This is a genomic window from Nocardia carnea (assembly GCF_029869215.1).
Taxonomy (GTDB): domain Bacteria; phylum Actinomycetota; class Actinomycetes; order Mycobacteriales; family Mycobacteriaceae; genus Nocardia; species Nocardia carnea_B.
This window is the reverse complement of sequence record NZ_JARWPM010000053.1, coordinates 1-18170: the sequence shown is the minus strand read 5'-3', so window position 1 is coordinate 18170 and position 18170 is coordinate 1. Positions and strand designations below refer to the sequence as shown.

The window sequence follows — 18170 nt, the reverse complement described above, 5'->3', positions numbered from 1 at the left end:
CACTCCGGCACTCCGGCACTCCGGCACTCCGGCACTCCGGCACTCCGGCACTCCGGCACTCCGGCACTCCGGCACTCCGGCACTCCGGCACTCCGGCACTCCGGCACTCCGGCACTCCGGCACTCCGGCACTCCGGGACTCCGGGACTCCGGGACTCCGGGACTCCGGGACTCCGGGACTCCGGGACTCCGGGACTCCGGGACAGGGGGGTCGCAGAACGCGGGGGCGCGCACAACCACACGTGCGATGTTTCCCGTGAAACGTCGGCCGTCGGCGAATGCCGCGGCTCGGTTCGGTCAGGAGCGACGTGCCGCGCCGCCACGCCGGTCCGCGCGCAGCCCTTTCTTCTGACGTTTGGCCGGGCGCTCCGAACGGCGCAGGCGTTCGGCGGAGAGGACGACCGTCGGGGTGGCAACGATCCCGGCACCACATTCCAGCACCGTGAAGTTGCCCGCGCCGGCCCGTTCCACCGCTGCGCGATCGCGCTCCAATTCCTCGGCCACACTTGATCCCTTGAGCGCGAGCATATGCCCGTGATCGCGCAGTAGCGGGATGGACCATGCCGCCAACTTGGCCAGGGGAGCGACAGCACGGGAGGTCACCACATCGGCCCCGCCCGCTTCCTGGATCACCCCGGGTTGTTCGGCGCGGCCACGCACCACGGTGATCGGCAGGCTCGCGGCGTCGATGAATTCCTTAAGGAAGACCGTCCGGCGCAAGAGCGGCTCGACAAGTGTGATCCGGAGGTCCGGGCGTGCGAGGGCGAGGGGGATACCGGGTAGACCCGCACCGCTACCGATATCGACCACCGAGGCGCCCTCACCGATCAACTCACCGACAACCGCGCAATTGAGGATATGCCGATCCCAGAGCCGGGGGACTTCGCGCGGTCCGATGAGCCCGCGCTCCACGCCGGCCGTAGCGAGCGCTGTCCAATAGTCACACGCGGAAGCAAGCCGATCCCCGAACACGACCTCCGCCTCCGCCGGCGGGGGCAACTGCGGCACCACCGACGAATCGCCGAGTTCTGGTTTCACGTGAAACACCCTTCTGTCCGATCGCGGCCGACGAAGCTACCTAACGGAACCACCCACTACCGACTCAACCGTAGCCCCCTGCCACCGACCGCCGCGCAAGCAGCCGACCCCGGAAAAGCATGGGCCCGAGTCCTGCGACTCGGGCCCATCTCGTGTTCATCCGGTTACCCACCGGCGGCGCGGACTCAGTCCGGTATGACGACAACCCGCCGGTTCGGCTCCACGCCCTCGCTCTCGCTGGCCACTCCGTCGATCGCCGCGACCGCGTCGTGCACGATCTTGCGCTCGAACGGAGTCATCGGTGCGAGTTGCTCCGGCGCACCGGTCTGCAGCACGCGCTGGGCGGCGGCCTCCCCGAGCGCGCTCAGGTCTTCCCGCCGCTTCGCACGCCAGCCCGCCACATCCAGCATCAGCCGGCTACGCACACCGGTTGCCTGCTGTACGGCCAGCCGCGTGAGCTCCTGGAGCGCGTCGAGAACCTCGCCGCTGTGCCCGACCAGTTTCGACAGATCGTTGCCGCCGTCGATACTGACCACCGCGCGATCACCTTCGACATCCAGGTCGATATCACCGTCGAAATCCAGCACATCCAGGAGCTGTTCGAGATAGTCGCCCGCGATCTCACCCTCCTCGATGAGCGCTTCCTCGGCATCGCTCACCGAATCCGCGGTCTCGGCCTCGACCACGGTGGACGATACGGTGGCGTCGCCACCTTCGGTCTCGAGTGTCATATGTTTCCTTTATCTGCTCGCCGGGATACCTGCCACCCGTCGGCCGGTATCCCGATCACAAGGGGTCTGCGGGGGAGAGTCAGCGACGCCGCTTCTGATTGGCGCGGCCGCGGCTACCGGATCGCTTCTGACCACCCGGCTTGCGCTGTCCGGATTGTTTGGGCCGACCGTTTGCCTTGGCCGGACTCGAGCCGTTCGCGGCGGCCGTGCTCTCGGTGGCCTGCTCCTCGGATTCACCGGTGGGCTTCGCCGGCTGCTTCTTCCGGGTGTCGACAGGCTTCGCGCCGGGCTTGGGCGCATTCTGCGCCTGCTTCTCCTTCTTGGCCGCCAGCTTGGCTTCCTCTTCCTTGGCCATCCGGCCGAAGACGAGATGCTGCTGACCGTAGGTCCAGATGTTGTTGGACACCCAGTACAACAGAATGGCGATAGGCAGGAACGGGCCACCGACCAAGACGCCGAAGGGGAAGACCCACAACGCGAGCTTGTTCATGATCGCGGCCTGCGGGTTGGCTGCCGCCTCGGGGGTCTGCCGGGCAACCGACGCGCGGGCGTTGAAATGAGTCGCGACCGCAGCGATCACCATGAGCGGGATCGAGACCGCGGCGATGCTCAGCCGGCTCGGGATACCGCCGTAATCGGCGAAGGCCAGCAACTCTTCCGAGGGTGCGGTGATGAACGCCGAGATCGGGGCACCGAAGATACGAGCGCTCAGGAACGACTGCACATCGTCGACATTGAAGACGTAGTTCGGCGTATGCGCGTTGGTGTAGGGGTCCATCCCGAGCTGGCCGAAGCCGTGGCCGGTCCGGTTGAACGACCGCAGTACATGGAACAGACCGAGGAAGACCGGTACCTGAGCCAGGATCGGCAGACAGCCCATGAGCGGGTTGAAGCCGTGGTCCTTCTGGAGCTTCTGCATCTCCAGGGCCATCTTCTGGCGGTCGTTCTTGTACTTCTTCTGCAGTTCCTTGATCTGCGGCTGCAGTTCCTGCATCTGTTTGGTGGTACGCACCTGCCGCACGAAGGGCCGGTAGAGCACCAACCGCAGCGTGAAGACGAGGAAAACCACGGACAGCGCCCAGGACAGGCCGTTGTCGGCCCCGAAGGCGAAGCCGAATACCCGATGCCAGAACCAGAGGATCCAGGACACCGGGTAGTAGATGAAATCGAGCACGGCTCTATGCACTCCCGTCGGTAGAGTCACCGATCACCGCGTGCGGTGATCCCTTACAAGCTGTGGGCCGCGGGTCGTCGTGGCCGACACTGCGCTGCCGCTCCGGCACGGGATCCCAACCTCCAGGGTGCCAGGGTGCGCATTTGGCCAATCGCACGACCGTCAGTCCGAGGCCGACGAACAGTCCGCGGGTACGCAGGGCAGTCACCGCGTACTCGCTACAGGTGGGAGTGAATCGGCAGACCGGCATCCGGGTGGGGGAGACGTAGGTCCGGTACAGCTCGATCGAGAAGATCAGAATTTTCGCCGGCCATCGGGAGACGGCCACCGATGCGGTACGGGCGCTCATAGCGGGGCGCCCGGATCGGCGGCGGTGAGGTCGAGCCGGCGGAGCCCGCCACGCAACTGACGGCGTAGCTCGTCGCTGTCGGCGCCGGCGGCGCCGGGGAGAGCGCGAATCACGATATCCACCTCGGCGGAGATATCCGCGGTCAGTTCTGCACAGATATGACGCAGGCGGCGGGCCACACGGTGCCGGACGACCGCGGGACCCACCGCCTTGCTGACGATCAACCCGAAACGCGGGCCGCCGAATCGGACCCGGATCTCGGGATCGGCCGGGTCGGGCCGAACCACCAGAGCGTGGACGACCAGATCCCGCTTTCCCGCCCGCCGGCCGCGCCGCACCGTCCGGGAGAAGTCGGCGCGCTGGTGCAGCCGGTGCGGTTCAGGAAGCACCCGGACATCCGGCGGTCGTCGAAGCCGCCGGACCGGCAGAGCTACCGGCGGCGTAGGCCACGGGGTTCGGCGGACCGGGCATCGGGCACCGAGTTCGGCCGGAAATCAGGCGGTGAGGCTCGCGCGGCCCTTACGGCGCCGCGCGGAAACGATGGCGCGGCCCGCACGGGTCCGCATCCGGAGACGGAAACCGTGGACCCGCGCCCGACGACGGTTGTTCGGCTGGAACGTCCGCTTGCCCTTGGCCACGGTCAACACTCCTCGAATTGGTGGGCGCCCTGCGGCGCCCGAAGCTTTCGGTGATTCTGTCGATGTCGGTTCGGCGCGCTGTCCTGGGAAGTGGTCAGCACAGGACAGTCACCACGCCGAGGGTGACTGTACGAGGGTACTTATCCAGTTCTACCGGGTCAAACTCGGCCCTCCGGGCCGGATCCGGAATGAGATCGGCGTCGCTCGCCATGGTCCGGTGGTGGTGATAGTCACCGCCGCGCACACGCCGGCCGGTGGACCGCAGGTCGGGCGCCCGGCACCGGTTCCGGTGCAGCGCGCGCGGACGGCGGCGGTCCCCGGAGATTGTCCACATCTGTGGATAATTGTGTGGAAATACCCTGTGAATGGCATATTCGTAGGGCCGACGGTGCCACGCAGCAGCCGGAAGAGGGGGTTCCGGGCAGCGCTCCGGGCGCCGTATCCGTCGGATGCGGCCGCCCCCGGTGAGCAACGTATGCGGTGTCACTCGAACGAACCAGTACAGTAGACGCACCGCGAGCCCCGGACGTCTGCGCCGAGCAACCGACTCCCGGGGAGGACACTGGATGGACGACGAGCAGAACGTACTGGCCACCGTGTGGCCGGAGGTGGTCACGGAGCTGACCACCGGTTCGGCCGACGGTGCCATCGGCGCGGTGACCAGGGCCCAGCAAGCCTGGCTGAAGCTGGTCAAACCGCTGATGGTGGTCCAGGGTTTCGCGTTGCTCTCGGTGCCGTCCTCCCTCGCCCAGGAAGCTATCGAACGCGATCTTCGGGAGCCGATCCTGCGTTCCCTCGGCCGCCGGCTCGGGCCGCAGGTGGAGGGCCTCGGGGTACGGATCGCCGCCCCGGTTCCCACGGCGGCCGAATCCGGCCCGCCGCGGCATGCCCGGATGACCAACCGTCCCGATCCCGGCGGTTCCCGGCCGGAACCGTTCGCCGGCACGGGTGCCGCACGCGCGGCCGGCGGTCCCGGCGCGGGCGAAGCCCCCTGGCGTGGTGAACTCCGGGAGCCCGGTAGCGGCAGCTATCCCGCCCCCGGCTTCCCGGGCACACCCCGCCGATCCGGCGAGCCTCATTTCCCGGCCGCGGGTTTCTCACACGAAGCCGAACTGCCGCTCACCGGTGAGCTGCCTCGCAACCCCACCCACGCCCGCGGTCCCGAACCGGCCGACAACTCCGATCCGGTCCGGCGTGCCACCCTGCCCGAACTGCCGCACGGGGCAGAAACGGCGCCACCGGCGACGGATTTCCGCACGCCGGGCCCGGGGTTCCCGCGCGGCACCGCCGGCGCCCGGGAGTCCGAACCACCGACCGTGGAAACCTACGCAGCGCCCCGGGGGTACTCCCGCGAGTACACGCCCGCACCCGAGTACACCCGGGAACCGGAGTACGAACGGGATCGCGAATACCCGCCGGCCGATTACGGGGAGACCTATCCGCCGAACCGCGCCGACCTCGGCGAACCGGTCGGCAACGGCCGAGATCCGGTTACCCCGCCGGCCCGCGAACCGGTACCCGAACTCGACCCCATCCTGCCGCCCCGGCGGACCGGCCGGCCCGCACAGGAAACCCTGTTCGTCCCCGACCTCCCCACCGGTGATCCCGCGCCGCGCGAGCCGATGCACGATCCTCAGCGTGAGAGCCTGCGCGAAAGCGTGCGTGACTCCGGCATCGATCCGGCACCGGACGGGCACCGGGGCGACGAGAAGGTGGTGAACGTCCGGGATTCCTGGCCCACCTACTTCGCCAAGAGCTCGGAAACCGCGGATACGAGCAAATCGTCGGCGAGCCTGAATGCCAAGTACACCTTCGAGACGTTCGTCATCGGCGCGTCCAACCGCTTCGCGCACGCCGCGGCGGTCGCGATCGCCGAAGCGCCGGCCCGCGCCTACAACCCACTGTTCGTCTGGGGTGCCTCCGGACTCGGCAAAACGCATCTCCTGCACGCCGCAGGTCACTACGCGCAGCGGCTGTTCCCAGGGATGCGGGTCAAATACGTATCGACCGAAGAGTTCACCAACGACTTCATCAACAGCCTGCGCGACGACCGCAAGGTCGCGTTCAAACGCCGCTACCGCGAGACCGATATCCTGCTGGTCGACGATATCCAGTTCATCGAGGGCAAAGAAGGTATCCAGGAGGAGTTCTTCCATACCTTCAACACGCTGCACAACGCGAACAAACAGATCGTGGTGTCCTCGGATCGCCCGCCGAAGCAGCTCGCCACGCTGGAAGAGCGGCTGCGTACCCGGTTCGAATGGGGCCTGATCACCGATGTACAGCCCCCCGAACTGGAAACCCGCATCGCGATCCTGCGCAAGAAAGCACGGATGGACCGCCTCGACGTACCGCACGACGTGCTGGAACTCATCGCCAGCCGGGTGGAACGCAATATCCGGGAGCTCGAGGGCGCGCTCATCCGGGTCACCGCCTTCGCCTCGCTGAACGGCCAGCCACTGGATCAGTCGGTGGCCGAGGTGGTGCTGCGGGATCTGATGCCCGAATCGCAGGATGTCGAGATCACCGCATCGACGATCATGGGCGTCACGGCGGAGTATTTCAACACCTCCATGGAGGAGCTGACCGGTCCGGGTAAGGCACGCCCGCTCGCCCAGGCCCGCCAGATCGCCATGTACCTGTGCCGCGAACTCACCGATCTCTCCCTGCCGAAGATCGGCCAGGCGTTCGGCCGCGACCACACCACGGTCATGTACGCGGAGAAGAAGGTCCGCAAGGAGATGTCGGAGCGGCGCCGGGTCTACGACCAGGTCCAGGAACTCACCGCCCGGATCAAACAGCGCTCCCGCTGACCCGGAGTTACCACCCCGCCGCCCGGCGGCGGTTTCTGCCCTTCGCACACCGCTGGTCACAGCCATTGCCATTCTCGGCTGCTCTGCCGGCGAACGCCCAGTGGACGGACGTCCCGGCGAATACCGGACGCACGCAGGAGGCCGGATAGTACTGCCGACGCGGGGCACGGTGGCGCGGGTGGCAGCTACCTCTGCTGTCGAAGCCTCTACGCATTGCGCACCAGCGGGCGCGCAGCGACCGGTCCGAATACCAACTGTCGGCTCACGCCCTGCGGCACCGACCGACGGCCTGGCCGACAGCCCGAGGACCAGCAACGCGCGAAAGCACCGAATCGGCGTCATGATCGCACCGCCGCTCAGCATCCCGTGTCACGCCGAGCGGCGTAGCCGCCCGATACCCGTCAACCGCCCGCCCGGCCGGCCGGGGCCGCTTCCAGGGTGGGTGAGCAGTCCGAACGGACAACTCATGCCTCCGCGTCGTGTCGTCGAAGGTGGCGTCGCGATGGACACGCATTCGGCGGAAGTTTCTCCGGGGCAACTGGCCTCGCGCCTGCGTATCGAAACAGGCGATTTCGCGCTCAGCACCGGTGGTCGTCGGTGGTGGGCGTGTCGAATCCATGCACAGGTGTGTCGCTAACAGCCTGTGAATCCTCTGACCAGGTGTTTTAGGAGAGATTTCGCTGTGGAATCCACAGGTTGTCCACGGATCCATCCACAGCTTTCGGGTGGCTGTGCACACGACTTGTCCACACCCTGGTTATGCACAGTTTCCACAGGCGATTTCATCCACACCCACTGAGCAGGGGATGTTCCGGTCAGAGGCCTGGGGACAACCTGGGGAATCCCTGTGGATTCCTCGAGGAATCCACAGGTTGTCCACCGATTCGTACACAGTGTGTACAACTGCCCGGATTCTGGGGAGCAACGTGGGGATGAACTGTGGACGCAGTGTGGACAACGAACCCTGTCCACAGGCGACGCGGATTCATCCTCGAGTTATCCCACGACAGTCCACAGCCGGACACGCCTACTGACCTGCTCCAACGGCGTGAATCCACAGTTTCCACAGGGCCTATTACTACCCCTGTTCTTCCTCTAGAAAATTTCTCTTGAAAACAGGATGTGTGGACAAAGCTCGGATCGCCCCGACACCCGGGCAAGTCGGGATGAAGACAAGGACAGCCCGGCAGTGCGCCGGAGCGGACAGCATGAGACGGATAGAGGAAGCGGTCGGCTGCCGTCGCGTGAAGACAGCCGGCGGCAAGGCGGCGGTGTCGTCCCGGCGTGAATACCGTCGGGACATCTGCTTCAGCGAGCCGGCTGTTGTGCGCGGGCGCACATGCGCCGACTTCTCTATACGGTCACCGGATCCCGCTCCGTCCTGCGAGTCGCCGGTACACGAGCGAACTCGCCCGCCCAGCCTTCTCGGGCCGGTCCTCCGGCCACAACCGTTTCCGACCGGGGAACTCGCCGACCCGATCGTTGCGAGTTGTCCCCAGCCCTGCCATGGGATAACTGTGGACAGCGAAGCGAACCGCCGATCCGGCAGCTGTCCACAGTCGTCCACACCTGACCCCGATGTCCCGGGACGGTGGTAGCGGGCCTCGCCCGATGTGGGTGCGAGGACGTATCCTCCACGGAGGGGCGGCCGATCCGCTGCGACACGGCGGAGTACGGTTTCGAGTAGTCGCTGTGCCAGAATTCTTCGGCGGTCCGGCACGCTCCGCGACCGCGCAACACCGCCGCGCGGCCGGCTCGGCGCGGCGGGGAGGTACGGGGCGGCACCGCCACCGATCCACACTGAACGGGAGAGGACACCTCGGGCGATGGACCTTGCAGGCATGAAGTTTCGGGTCGCGCGTGAGGATTTCGCGGAATCGGTCGCCTGGGTGGCGCGCAGTCTGCCGTCCCGCCCTCCGGTCCCGGTTCTCGGCGGAGTCCTGCTGGTCGCGGACGACGACGGGCTGACCGTTTCCGGATTCGACTACGAGGTTTCGGCCCAGATGCGGGTGGCCGCCGAGGTCGCGGGGCCGGGCAAGGTGCTGGTTTCCGGGAAGCTGCTGGCCGATATCACCAAGGCGTTGTCGAACAAGCCGGTGGATGTCTCGGTCGACGGCAGCCGGGTCCTGATCCAGTGCGGGAGCGCGAAGTTCTCGCTGCCCACCATGCCGGTCGAGGATTATCCCCAGTTGCCCGAGGTCCCGCAGTCCAGCGGGGAACTGGTGGTGGATGTGTTCGCCGAGGCCGTCGGCCAGGTCGCGGTTGCGGCCGGGCGCGACGACACGCTGCCGATGCTCACCGGTATCCGGGTCGAGATCGAAGGCTCCCGGGTGGTGCTGGCGGCCACCGACCGATTCCGGCTGGCGGTCCGCCATATCGAGTGGCAGCCGGCCCGCGCCGATATCGAGACCGCGGTCCTGATTCCGGCCCGCACGCTCTCCGAAGCAGCCAAAACGCTGGGTGCGTCCGATCAGCCGGTGCAGCTCTCGCTGGGCTCGGGCGCCGGCGCCGACGGGCTGCTCGGTATCGTCAACGGCGGCCGCCGGACCACCACACGGTTGCTGGACGCCGAGTTCCCGAAGTTCCGTCAGCTGCTGCCCAAGGAACACACCTCCCTCGCGACCCTGGAAGTCGCCACGCTCACCGAAGCGATCAAACGTGTCGCCCTGGTGGCCGAGCGGGGCGCGCAGGTGCGGCTGGAGTTCTCTGCCGAGGGACTGCAACTGGCGGCGGGCGGGGACGACGCCGGACGGGCCGAGGAGTGGCTGAGCGCCGATTTCCGGGGCGAGCCGCTGACCATCGCCTTCAACCCCGGATACCTCATCGACGGCTTGTCCGCGTTGCATTCGGATCGGGTCACTTTCGGTTTCACCACCCCGAGCCGGCCCGCCGTGCTGCTCCCCGCCCGCGACGAAGAGCCGGAGCCCAGCGATACCGGCGCGTATCCGGCGCTGGAAAGCCCGTACACCTACCTGCTGATGCCGGTCCGGCTGCCGGGCTGAGCGGGCGTGGGTCCGGCAGCGCTGTCTCGGCGCCGAGCCACCCCGCGCCGCGGCGGAGTGATCGCCACCGCGGGTGCCGAGGGCAGCGATACTTCTGCAAACGCGCACCGCGACCTGCGTGGACCCGAGTTATCCACAGCTGTGGATAACTTCGAGGGCCTACTCCGGACGGTGTGAACAGGTGCATATCCGTGCTCTGACCTTGCGTGATTTCCGTTCCTGGGAACACGCTGAGATCGAGTTATCCACAGGCCCTACGGTTTTCCTGGGGTCCAACGGCAACGGTAAAACCAACCTGCTGGAAGCGCTCGGCTACCTCTCCACGCTGGGTTCGCACCGGGTCTCGGCCGATGCGCCGCTCATCCGCACCGGGGCCGACCGTGCCCGGATCGGCGCCAATGTGGTGCACCTGGGCCGGGAACTGCGCGTCGACGTGGAGCTCAACCGCGGTGCGGCGAACCGGGCGCAGATCAACCGGTCGCCGGTACGCCGTCCGCGCGAGATCCTCGGCATCCTGCACACTGTGCTCTTCGCGCCGGAGGATCTGGCGCTGGTCCGCGGTGATCCGGGCGAACGCCGCCGCTTCCTCGACGAACTGTGCACGGCCCGCCGCCCCGCGCTGGCGGGGGTGCGCGCGGACTACGACCGGGTGTTGCGGCAGCGCTCCGCCCTGCTGAAGACCGCCGGCCGGTCGAACCGCGCCGACCTCGGCACCCTCGATGTATGGGACGGTCACCTCGCCGGGCATGCCTCGGTGCTGCTCGCCGAACGCCTGCGCCTGGTACACGACCTGCATCCGCACATCACCCGGGCCTACGCCGCGCTGGCGCCGGAATCGCGACCCGCCACCGTCGCGTACCGCAGTACCGCGCTGCCACCCGAATTACTCGATCCCGCCCGCGAACCGCAACCCGGCGACCCCGCACTGCTGGAGCAGATCCTGCTCCGCGAGATCGGGGCGGCCCGTGCCAAGGAACTCGAGCGGGGCCTCTGCCTGGTCGGGCCGCATCGCGACGAATTGGAGCTGGCGCTCGGCGAAACAGCGGCCAAGGGATTCGCCAGCCATGGGGAATCCTGGTCGTTCGCGCTGGCCCTGCGCTTGGCCGCCTTCGAGTTGCTGCGGGCCGGGGGTACCGAACCGGTGCTACTGCTCGACGACGTATTCGCCGAACTCGACCGCCGCCGCCGGACCGCGCTCGCCGCGGTGGCCGCCGATGCGGAACAGGTGCTGATCACGGCCGCCGTTCCCGAGGATGTGCCCGCCGAACTGGCGGGGACGATCCTGCGTGTGACGACCACCGGCGACCCCGAACACCGGATATCCGCCCTCGCCGGCGAGCCCGCCTCGGCGGCCGGAGATGGCCCGCCGCCTGCCGTGTCCGGCGAACCCCCGGCACTGGGAACACGCGGCGGCCCGCACCTTGCACCCGGGCCGGGGCATTCGTAGAGTGAGCCGATACGCCGGGCCGTTATCCCGCGCCCGCCACGTAGTACACAGTTATCCACAGCCTGTGGATAACTTATCCGGCCAGGTCGTCGGCTCACACCAGGGCAGCGACCGAGTCCGGTCGGCGGCTTCCTGCGCCGGAACTCGAAATACCTACCTCGAGCAGGGATGATGCCCTGTCGAACAGTGCATGTCCGATCCTGGGACCGCGCCGTCGCGGTGTCGTCCGCGGATGTGCACAACCCGAGCAGATATGCACCGGCCCTGGGGATAACTCGGCCGGCGAGCGGAGTACGACGATGACCGACCAACCGGCGACATCCGGTGGTGCCGTACCACCGGCCGAACCGGAGCTGCGTGGGATCGACCTGGCCCGCCGCGCGCTCGAGGAAGCGCGGGCGGCCGCGCGAGCGAGCGGCAAATCCGTCGGGCAGGGCCGTTCGTCACCCCGCCGCGGGCAGCGGGCCGGCGGACGCCGGCGCAGCGGATGGTCCGGTCCGCGCCCCGATGATCGCGATCCGCAGCCGCTCGCCAAACTCGCGACCTCCATCGCCCGCAGTCGCGGCTGGTCCACCAAGGTCGCCGAGGGCACGGTGTTCGGGCATTGGTCGGGGGTGGTGGGCGAGGACATCGCCGCGCACGCGAAACCGGTGAAACTCGAGAACGGTGTGCTGAGTGTGGCGGCCGAATCCACGGCGTGGGCCACGCAATTGCGGCTGCTGCAGGCCCAATTGCTCGCGAAGATCCACGCCGCCGTCGGCCCGGGTGTGGTCCGCTCGCTGCGGATCGCGGGGCCGACCGCACCCAGCTGGCGCAAGGGTGAGCGGCATATCCGGGGCCGTGGTCCACGCGACACCTACGGGTAGGTCCGGGTTCCGCGGCGAGGTCCGCTCCGGGGGCCGCCCTCAGTGAACTCTCAGGACGAATCTGATGGTCCGAAACCGGTCGATCCGCCAGGGGACCCGTGCCGGTCCGATTTCTCCGGCCCTGGGAGCTGTCAGGGGTGTCGCAGATGCACTGTAAGTTGGGCCGCGAAGTAAGATGGAAACGTAAATCAGCGGCGATACCCTCGGCGCGTTGTGTGCAGCCCTCTTATCTGTCCCGGGCCCACGTGCGCTGTCCCACCGCCGTCCCGGGGATCAGCAAGTAAGGAGAGCTACCGACCAGTGGCTGCCAAAGACTCCAAAGCATCGGGTTCGAGCGCATCGAACAAACAGGATTACGGTGCCTCCTCCATCAAGGTCCTGGAAGGCCTCGAGGCGGTGCGGATGCGCCCGGGCATGTATATCGGTTCCACCGGCGAGCGTGGTCTGCACCACCTGATCTGGGAGGTCGTGGACAACTCGGTCGACGAGGCGATGGCCGGTTACGCGACCAAGGTCGAGGTCACTCTCCTCGCCGACGGCGGCGTCCAGGTCGTCGACGACGGCCGCGGTATCCCCACGGGTATGCACGCGCAGGGCATCCCGACCATCGAGGTCGTCATGACCCAGCTGCATGCCGGCGGTAAGTTCGACTCCGATTCCTATGCGGTGTCCGGCGGTCTGCACGGTGTCGGTATCTCGGTGGTCAACGCCCTCTCCAGCCGGCTCGAGGCCGAGGTGGACCACGACGGCTACCACTGGACCCAGACCTACAAGGATGCGGTCCCGGGCCCGCTGGTCCAGGGTGAGCCCACCAAGAGAACCGGTACCACCATCCGGTTCTGGGCCGATCCGGCGGTTTTCGAGACCACCACCTACAACTTCGAGACCGTCTCGCGGCGTCTGCAGGAGATGGCCTTCCTGAACAAAGGCCTGACCATCGTCCTCACCGACGAGCGGGTCAGCGAGGCCGAGGTCACCGACGAGGTCGTCAGCGAGACCGCCGAGGCGCCCAAACATTCGGACGAAGCCGCGGCGCCGGCCGAGCACAAGGTGAAGACCCGCACCTACCACTATCCCGGTGGTCTGGAGGATTTCGTCCGCCATATCAACCGCACCAAGCAGCCGATCCACAATTCGGTGGTCGGCTTCAGCGGTAAGGGCACCGGGCATGAGCTGGAAGTCGCGATGCAGTGGAACTCCGGTTACTCGGAGTCGGTGCACACCTTCGCCAACACCATCAACACCCATGAGGGCGGTACTCACGAAGAGGGCTTCCGGGCCGCGCTGACCACCGTGGTCAACCGGTACGCCAAGGAAAAGAAGCTGCTCAAGGAGAAAGACGGCAACCTCACCGGTGACGATATCCGCGAGGGCCTGGCCGCCATCGTCAGCGTGAAGGTGAGCGAACCGCAGTTCGAGGGGCAGACCAAGACCAAGCTCGGTAACACCGAGGTGAAATCGTTCGTGCAGCGTGCCTGCAACGAGCATCTGGCCCATTGGTTCGAGGCCAATCCCGCGGACGCCAAGACCATCGTCAACAAGGCGGTCTCCTCGGCGCAGGCCCGGGTCGCGGCGCGGAAGGCGCGCGAGCTGGTGCGGCGGAAGAGCGCCACCGATATCGGCGGTCTGCCGGGCAAGCTGGCCGACTGCCGGTCCAAGGATCCGAGCAAGTCCGAGATCTACATCGTGGAGGGCGATTCCGCCGGTGGCTCGGCGAAATCCGGCCGCGATTCGATGTATCAGGCGATCCTGCCGCTACGCGGCAAGATCATCAACGTCGAGAAGGCGCGGATCGACAAGGTACTGAAGAACGCCGAGGTCCAGGCGATCATCACGGCCTTCGGCACCGGTATCCACGACGAGTTCGATATCAGCAAACTGCGGTATCACAAGATCGTGCTGATGGCCGACGCCGACGTCGACGGCCAGCACATCTCCACCCTGCTGCTCACCCTGCTGTTCCGCTTCATGCGCCCGCTGATCGAGCACGGGCACGTGTTCCTGGCGCAGCCGCCGCTGTACAAGCTGAAATGGCAGCGCAGCGAACCCGAGTTCGCGTATTCGGACCGTGAGCGCGACGGTTTGGTCGAGGCCGGTCTGGCGGCCGGGAAGAAGATCAACAAGGACGACGGTATCCAGCGGTACAAGGGTCTGGGCGAGATGAACCCGAAGGAGCTGTGGGAGACCACCATGGACCCCTCGGTACGCGTGCTCCGTCAGGTGACGCTGGACGACGCGGCCGCCGCCGACGAACTGTTCAGCGTGCTGATGGGCGAGGATGTCGCGGCCCGGCGCAGCTTCATCACCCGTAACGCCAAGGACGTCCGCTTCCTCGACGTGTAGGAGCGACGGTCGCCCGCAGCGCACCGGCGCGCGGTGATCCGTCGTTATCCGCCAGTACCTAGGAGATTCGTATGACCGACACAACCCTGCCGCCGGAGAGCGCGGGCGACCGGATCGAGCCGGTCGATATCCAGCAGGAGATGCAGAGCAGCTATATCGATTACGCGATGAGCGTGATCGTGGGCCGCGCACTGCCCGAAGTCCGCGACGGACTCAAACCGGTGCACCGCCGGATCCTGTACGCGATGTACGACAACGGCTACCGGCCCGATCGCAGCTACGTGAAATCCGCGCGCCCGGTCGCCGACACCATGGGCAACTACCACCCGCACGGCGACTCGGCCATCTACGACACCCTCGTGCGCATGGCTCAGCCGTGGGCGATGCGGTATCCGCTGGTCGACGGCCAGGGCAACTTCGGCAGCCGCGGTAACGACGGCGCCGCCGCCATGCGGTACACCGAATGCCGGCTGACCCCGCTGGCCATGGAGTTGCTGCGCGAAATCGACCACGACACGGTCGATTTCATCGCGAACTACGACGGTAAGACCCAGGAACCCGTCGTTCTGCCCAGCCGCGTGCCGAATATGCTGATGAACGGCAGCAACGGTATCGCGGTCGGGATGGCGACCAATATCCCGCCGCACAACCTCAACGAGCTGGCCGAGGCCATCTACTGGGCGCTGGACAACCACGAGGCCGATGAGGAAGCCACCCTCGCGGCCTGTATGGAGCGGGTGAAGGGCCCGGACTTCCCGACCTCCGGCCTGATCGTCGGCACCCAGGGCATCCATGACGCCTACACCACCGGCCGCGGTTCCATCCGGATGCGCGGGGTGGTGGAGATCGAGGAGGATGCGCGCGGCCGCACCACCATCGTCATCACCGAACTGCCGTATCAGGTCAACACCGACAACTTCATCAACGCGATCGCCGAGCAGGTCAAGGACGGCCGGATCGCCGGCGTGGCCGATATCCACGACGAATCGTCGGACCGGGCGGGTCTGCGCATCGTGGTCACGGTCAAACGGGACGCGATCGCCAAGGTCGTGCTGAACAATCTGTACAAGCACACCCAGCTGCAGACCAGTTTCGGCGCGAACATGCTGTCCATCGTCGACGGCGTACCCCGGACGCTGCGGCTGGACCAGATGATCCGGCTGTATGTGAACCACCAGCTCGACGTGATCGTCCGGCGCACCCGCTACCTGCTGCGCAAGGCCGAGGAACGGGCCCATATCCTGCGCGGCCTGGTCAAGGCGCTGGATATGCTCGACGAGGTCATCGCGCTGATCCGCCGTTCGGCCAATACCGAGACCGCGCGCACCGGCCTGATGCAACTGCTCGATATCGACGAAACCCAGGCCACCGCGATCCTGGATATGCAGTTGCGCCGGCTCTCGGCACTGGAGCGGCAGAAGATCATCGACGAATTGGCCAAGCTCGAGGCCGAAATCGCCGATCTGAAGGACATTCTGGAGAAGCCGGAGCGGCAGCGCGCCATCGTCAAGGACGAGCTGGCCGAGATCGTGGAACGCTACGGCGACGAGCGGCGCACCCAGATCGTCTCCGCCGATGGCGATGTCGCCGACGAGGACCTGATCGCCCGCGAGGACGTGGTGGTCACGATCACCGAAACCGGTTACGCCAAACGCACCAAGACCGATCTCTACCGCAGCCAGAAGCGCGGCGGTAAAGGTGTGCAGGGTGCGGGTCTGAAGCAGGACGATATCGTCCGGCACTTCTTCGTGACCTCGACCCACGACTGGTTGTTGTTCTTCACCAACAAAGGCCGGGTATACCGGGCCAAGGCCTACGAGCTGCCGGAGGCGAACCGCACGGCACGCGGGCAGCATGTGGCGAATCTGCTGGCTTTCCAGCCGGACGAGAAGATTGCCCAGGTGATCCGGATCAAGTCCTACGAGGATGCGGCCTACCTGGTACTGGCGACCCAGAAGGGTCTGGTCAAGAAGTCGCGGCTGGTCGATTTCGATTCCAACCGCAGCGGTGGCATCGTCGCGGTGAACCTGCGCGACAACGACGAATTGGTCGGGGCCGTCCTGTGTTCCGCCGAGGACGATCTGCTGCTCGTCTCGGCGCAGGGCCAGTCGATCCGCTTCTCCGCCACCGACGAGGCGCTGCGCCCGATGGGCCGTGCCACCTCCGGTGTGCAGGGGATGCGGTTCAACGCCGACGACGCGCTGCTGTCGCTGAACGTGGTCCGCGACGGCACATATCTCCTGGTCGCGACCTCCGGTGGGTATGCGAAACGCACCGCCATCGAGGAGTACACGGCCCAGGGTCGTGGCGGAAAAGGTGTATTGACCATCCAGTTCGACGCCCGGCGTGGCACCCTGGTGGGGGCGCTCATCGTCGACGACGACGACGAGCTGTACGCGATCACGTCCAGCGGTGGGGTTATCCGCACTGCCGCCCGGCAGGTGCGCAAGGCCGGTAGGCAGACCAAGGGCGTGCGATTGATGAACCTCGGCGAGGGCGATACCTTGCTTGCGATCGCACGTAACGCCGACGAGCCCGAGCAGATCGACGGTGGCGGTTCCCCCGAGCAGTAAACCCATATCGGCGGCAAAGAACGGATCCGAGGATTCCCATTGACCACTCCGAAACAGCCGAGCGACGAGCGGCAGCAGACGAACGGTGTGACCGAGAGAGTCACCCCGTCCCCGATGTCGCCGCGCCCGATCCAGCGGCAGGGCGATGCCGCGGACAACGACCAGGCCGCCGGCGGGCAGCCGGGCGGTAATTCGCCCGGCGGCGCGCCCGCCGCGGGTTCCGCGCCCGAAAATCAGGAGAAGCAAGGCGAATTCGGCCCGGAATCGCGCAATTCCGGATCGGCCCCGAATCCCGCGCCGGGAGGTGGCCAGGGCGAGCCGCCGCAGCAGGGCGGCAACGGCGGCGAGGGCCGTTTCCAGGAGGGCTGGTCGCAGCTGCCGCAGCGGGAACCCCAGTCCAACCTGCCGCGGCCGGGGCATATGCCGGTGAGCGGCGGGCCGCAGGGGCGTTCGGTGGGGCTCAGTGGCGGGGTCACCAACGCCCGCACCACCAGCGATCTCGCGGCCAAGGCGGCTCGTAAGGAAGCGGCCATGGCGAAGTCCGTCGGCCTGGACGGGCCCACGCGCAGTATCGCCCGGCCCGAGCTGGCCAAGGATATGCCCGATCTCTCCGAGATCCGGCACCCCCTGCCGCCGGAGCAGCCCGCTCCGCCGCCGGCGTACGCGCCGCCGGCGTCGTCGGGGCCGGTGTCCTCGTCGGCACCTCGTGGGCTGCCGCACGCGGTGCTCGGCGGGGAGCCGTTGCGGGCCACGGTCCAGGTTCGGCGGATCGACCCGTGGTCGACGCTGAAGATCACGCTGGTGATCAGCGTCGCCATGTTCTTCGTCTGGATGATCGCGGTGGCGCTGCTGTACATGGTGCTGGCGGGTATGGGCGTCTGGGAGCGGCTGAACAGCACGTTCACCGATATGGTGTCGCCGGACAGCGGGTCGGTGGGTCTTATCGACGCCGGTACCGTCTTCGGCTACGCCGGGGTGATCGGGCTGATCAACGTGGTCCTGTTCACCGCGCTGGCCACCGTCGGCACGTTCATCTACAACCAGTGCTGCGATATGGTCGGCGGTATCCAGGTCACCCTGGCCGACCCGGACTGAATTCAGCGATCGGCACAAGGCCCGCCCCCCCCCGGGGCGCCCGCCCGTAAACCGCGCGCGGCCGGGTACCGACTTCGCGAGCGGCTCGGGAGCGAAGGGCAT

13 protein-coding genes are annotated in these 18170 nt (G+C 67.1%); 7 read left to right on the top strand and 6 right to left on the bottom strand.

Going from position 1 to position 18170, the window contains the following annotated elements:
* Positions 1 to 296: 296 nt before the first annotated feature.
* The 6 genes from rsmG to rpmH all read right to left on the bottom strand — a co-directional run bounded on the left by rsmG (position 297) and on the right by rpmH (position 3929).
* Positions 297 to 1046 (bottom strand): 16S rRNA (guanine(527)-N(7))-methyltransferase RsmG, encoded by a 750-nt coding sequence (gene rsmG / locus QH276_RS02225; RefSeq protein ID WP_432278603.1) that lies wholly within the window; start codon positions 1044 to 1046, stop codon positions 297 to 299.
* A gap of 176 nt (positions 1047 to 1222) precedes the next feature.
* The gene (locus QH276_RS02220; protein WP_280398384.1) at positions 1223 to 1768 is read right to left on the bottom strand and encodes a protein jag; all 546 of its coding nucleotides are present in this window, start codon (positions 1766 to 1768) and stop codon (positions 1223 to 1225) included.
* Positions 1769 to 1847: 79 nt separating this feature from the next.
* Positions 1848 to 2942, bottom strand: coding sequence for a membrane protein insertase YidC (yidC, locus tag QH276_RS02215; RefSeq protein ID WP_280398399.1), 1095 nt, complete (start codon positions 2940 to 2942; stop codon positions 1848 to 1850).
* A 4-nt stretch (positions 2943 to 2946) separates the two neighbouring features.
* Entirely contained in the window at positions 2947 to 3291 is a 345-nt protein-coding gene (gene yidD, locus QH276_RS02210) for a membrane protein insertion efficiency factor YidD (protein ID WP_280398385.1), read from the bottom strand.
* Positions 3288 to 3680 (bottom strand): ribonuclease P protein component, encoded by a 393-nt coding sequence (gene rnpA, locus QH276_RS02205; RefSeq protein ID WP_280398386.1) that lies wholly within the window; start codon positions 3678 to 3680, stop codon positions 3288 to 3290. Before rnpA ends, yidD begins: the two co-directional genes overlap by 4 nt.
* Positions 3681 to 3785: 105 nt before the next feature.
* On the bottom strand, positions 3786 to 3929 hold the full coding sequence (rpmH, locus tag QH276_RS02200) for a 50S ribosomal protein L34 (protein WP_006550910.1): 144 nt from the start codon (positions 3927 to 3929) through the stop codon (positions 3786 to 3788).
* Between the two features lie 566 nt (positions 3930 to 4495).
* Here rpmH and dnaA point away from each other — a divergent pair.
* From dnaA to QH276_RS02165, 7 genes are all read left to right on the top strand, one after another.
* Positions 4496 to 6742, top strand: a complete 2247-nt coding sequence (gene dnaA, locus QH276_RS02195) for a chromosomal replication initiator protein DnaA (RefSeq protein ID WP_280398387.1) — start codon at positions 4496 to 4498, stop codon at positions 6740 to 6742.
* Positions 6743 to 8568: 1826 nt separating this feature from the next.
* Complete coding sequence (gene dnaN, locus QH276_RS02190; RefSeq protein ID WP_280398388.1) at positions 8569 to 9744, top strand: DNA polymerase III subunit beta; 1176 nt, start codon at positions 8569 to 8571, stop codon at positions 9742 to 9744.
* Between the two features lie 181 nt (positions 9745 to 9925).
* Positions 9926 to 11191 (top strand): DNA replication/repair protein RecF, encoded by a 1266-nt coding sequence (recF, locus tag QH276_RS02185; protein ID WP_280398389.1) that lies wholly within the window; start codon positions 9926 to 9928, stop codon positions 11189 to 11191.
* 299 nt (positions 11192 to 11490) lie between these two features.
* Entirely contained in the window at positions 11491 to 12057 is a 567-nt protein-coding gene (locus tag QH276_RS02180) for a DUF721 family protein (protein WP_280398390.1), read from the top strand.
* Between the two features lie 300 nt (positions 12058 to 12357).
* On the top strand, positions 12358 to 14400 hold the full coding sequence (gene gyrB, locus QH276_RS02175) for a DNA topoisomerase (ATP-hydrolyzing) subunit B (protein ID WP_280398391.1): 2043 nt from the start codon (positions 12358 to 12360) through the stop codon (positions 14398 to 14400).
* A gap of 71 nt (positions 14401 to 14471) precedes the next feature.
* A complete protein-coding gene (gyrA, locus tag QH276_RS02170) occupies positions 14472 to 16973 on the top strand; it encodes a DNA gyrase subunit A (protein WP_280398392.1) in 2502 nt (833 codons plus the stop codon).
* A 39-nt stretch (positions 16974 to 17012) separates the two neighbouring features.
* Positions 17013 to 18068 carry a DUF3566 domain-containing protein gene (locus QH276_RS02165; protein ID WP_280398393.1) on the top strand — a complete coding sequence of 352 codons (1056 nt, stop codon included), beginning with the start codon at positions 17013 to 17015 and terminating at the stop codon, positions 18066 to 18068.
* Positions 18069 to 18170: the final 102 nt, after the last annotated feature.

Bases quoted from the DNA above. Each gene is read 5' to 3' on its own strand.
- QH276_RS02220 (WP_280398384.1), bottom strand. From the start codon at position 1,768: ATGACACTCGAGACCGAAGGTGGCGACGCCACCGTATCGTCCACCGTG.
- yidD (WP_280398385.1), bottom strand. From the start codon at position 3,291: ATGAGCGCCCGTACCGCATCGGTGGCCGTCTCCCGATGGCCGGCGAAA.
- dnaA (WP_280398387.1), top strand. From the start codon at position 4,496: ATGGACGACGAGCAGAACGTACTGGCCACCGTGTGGCCGGAGGTGGTC.
- dnaN (WP_280398388.1), top strand. From the start codon at position 8,569: ATGGACCTTGCAGGCATGAAGTTTCGGGTCGCGCGTGAGGATTTCGCG.
- QH276_RS02180 (WP_280398390.1), top strand. From the start codon at position 11,491: ATGACCGACCAACCGGCGACATCCGGTGGTGCCGTACCACCGGCCGAA.
- gyrA (WP_280398392.1), top strand. From the start codon at position 14,472: ATGACCGACACAACCCTGCCGCCGGAGAGCGCGGGCGACCGGATCGAG.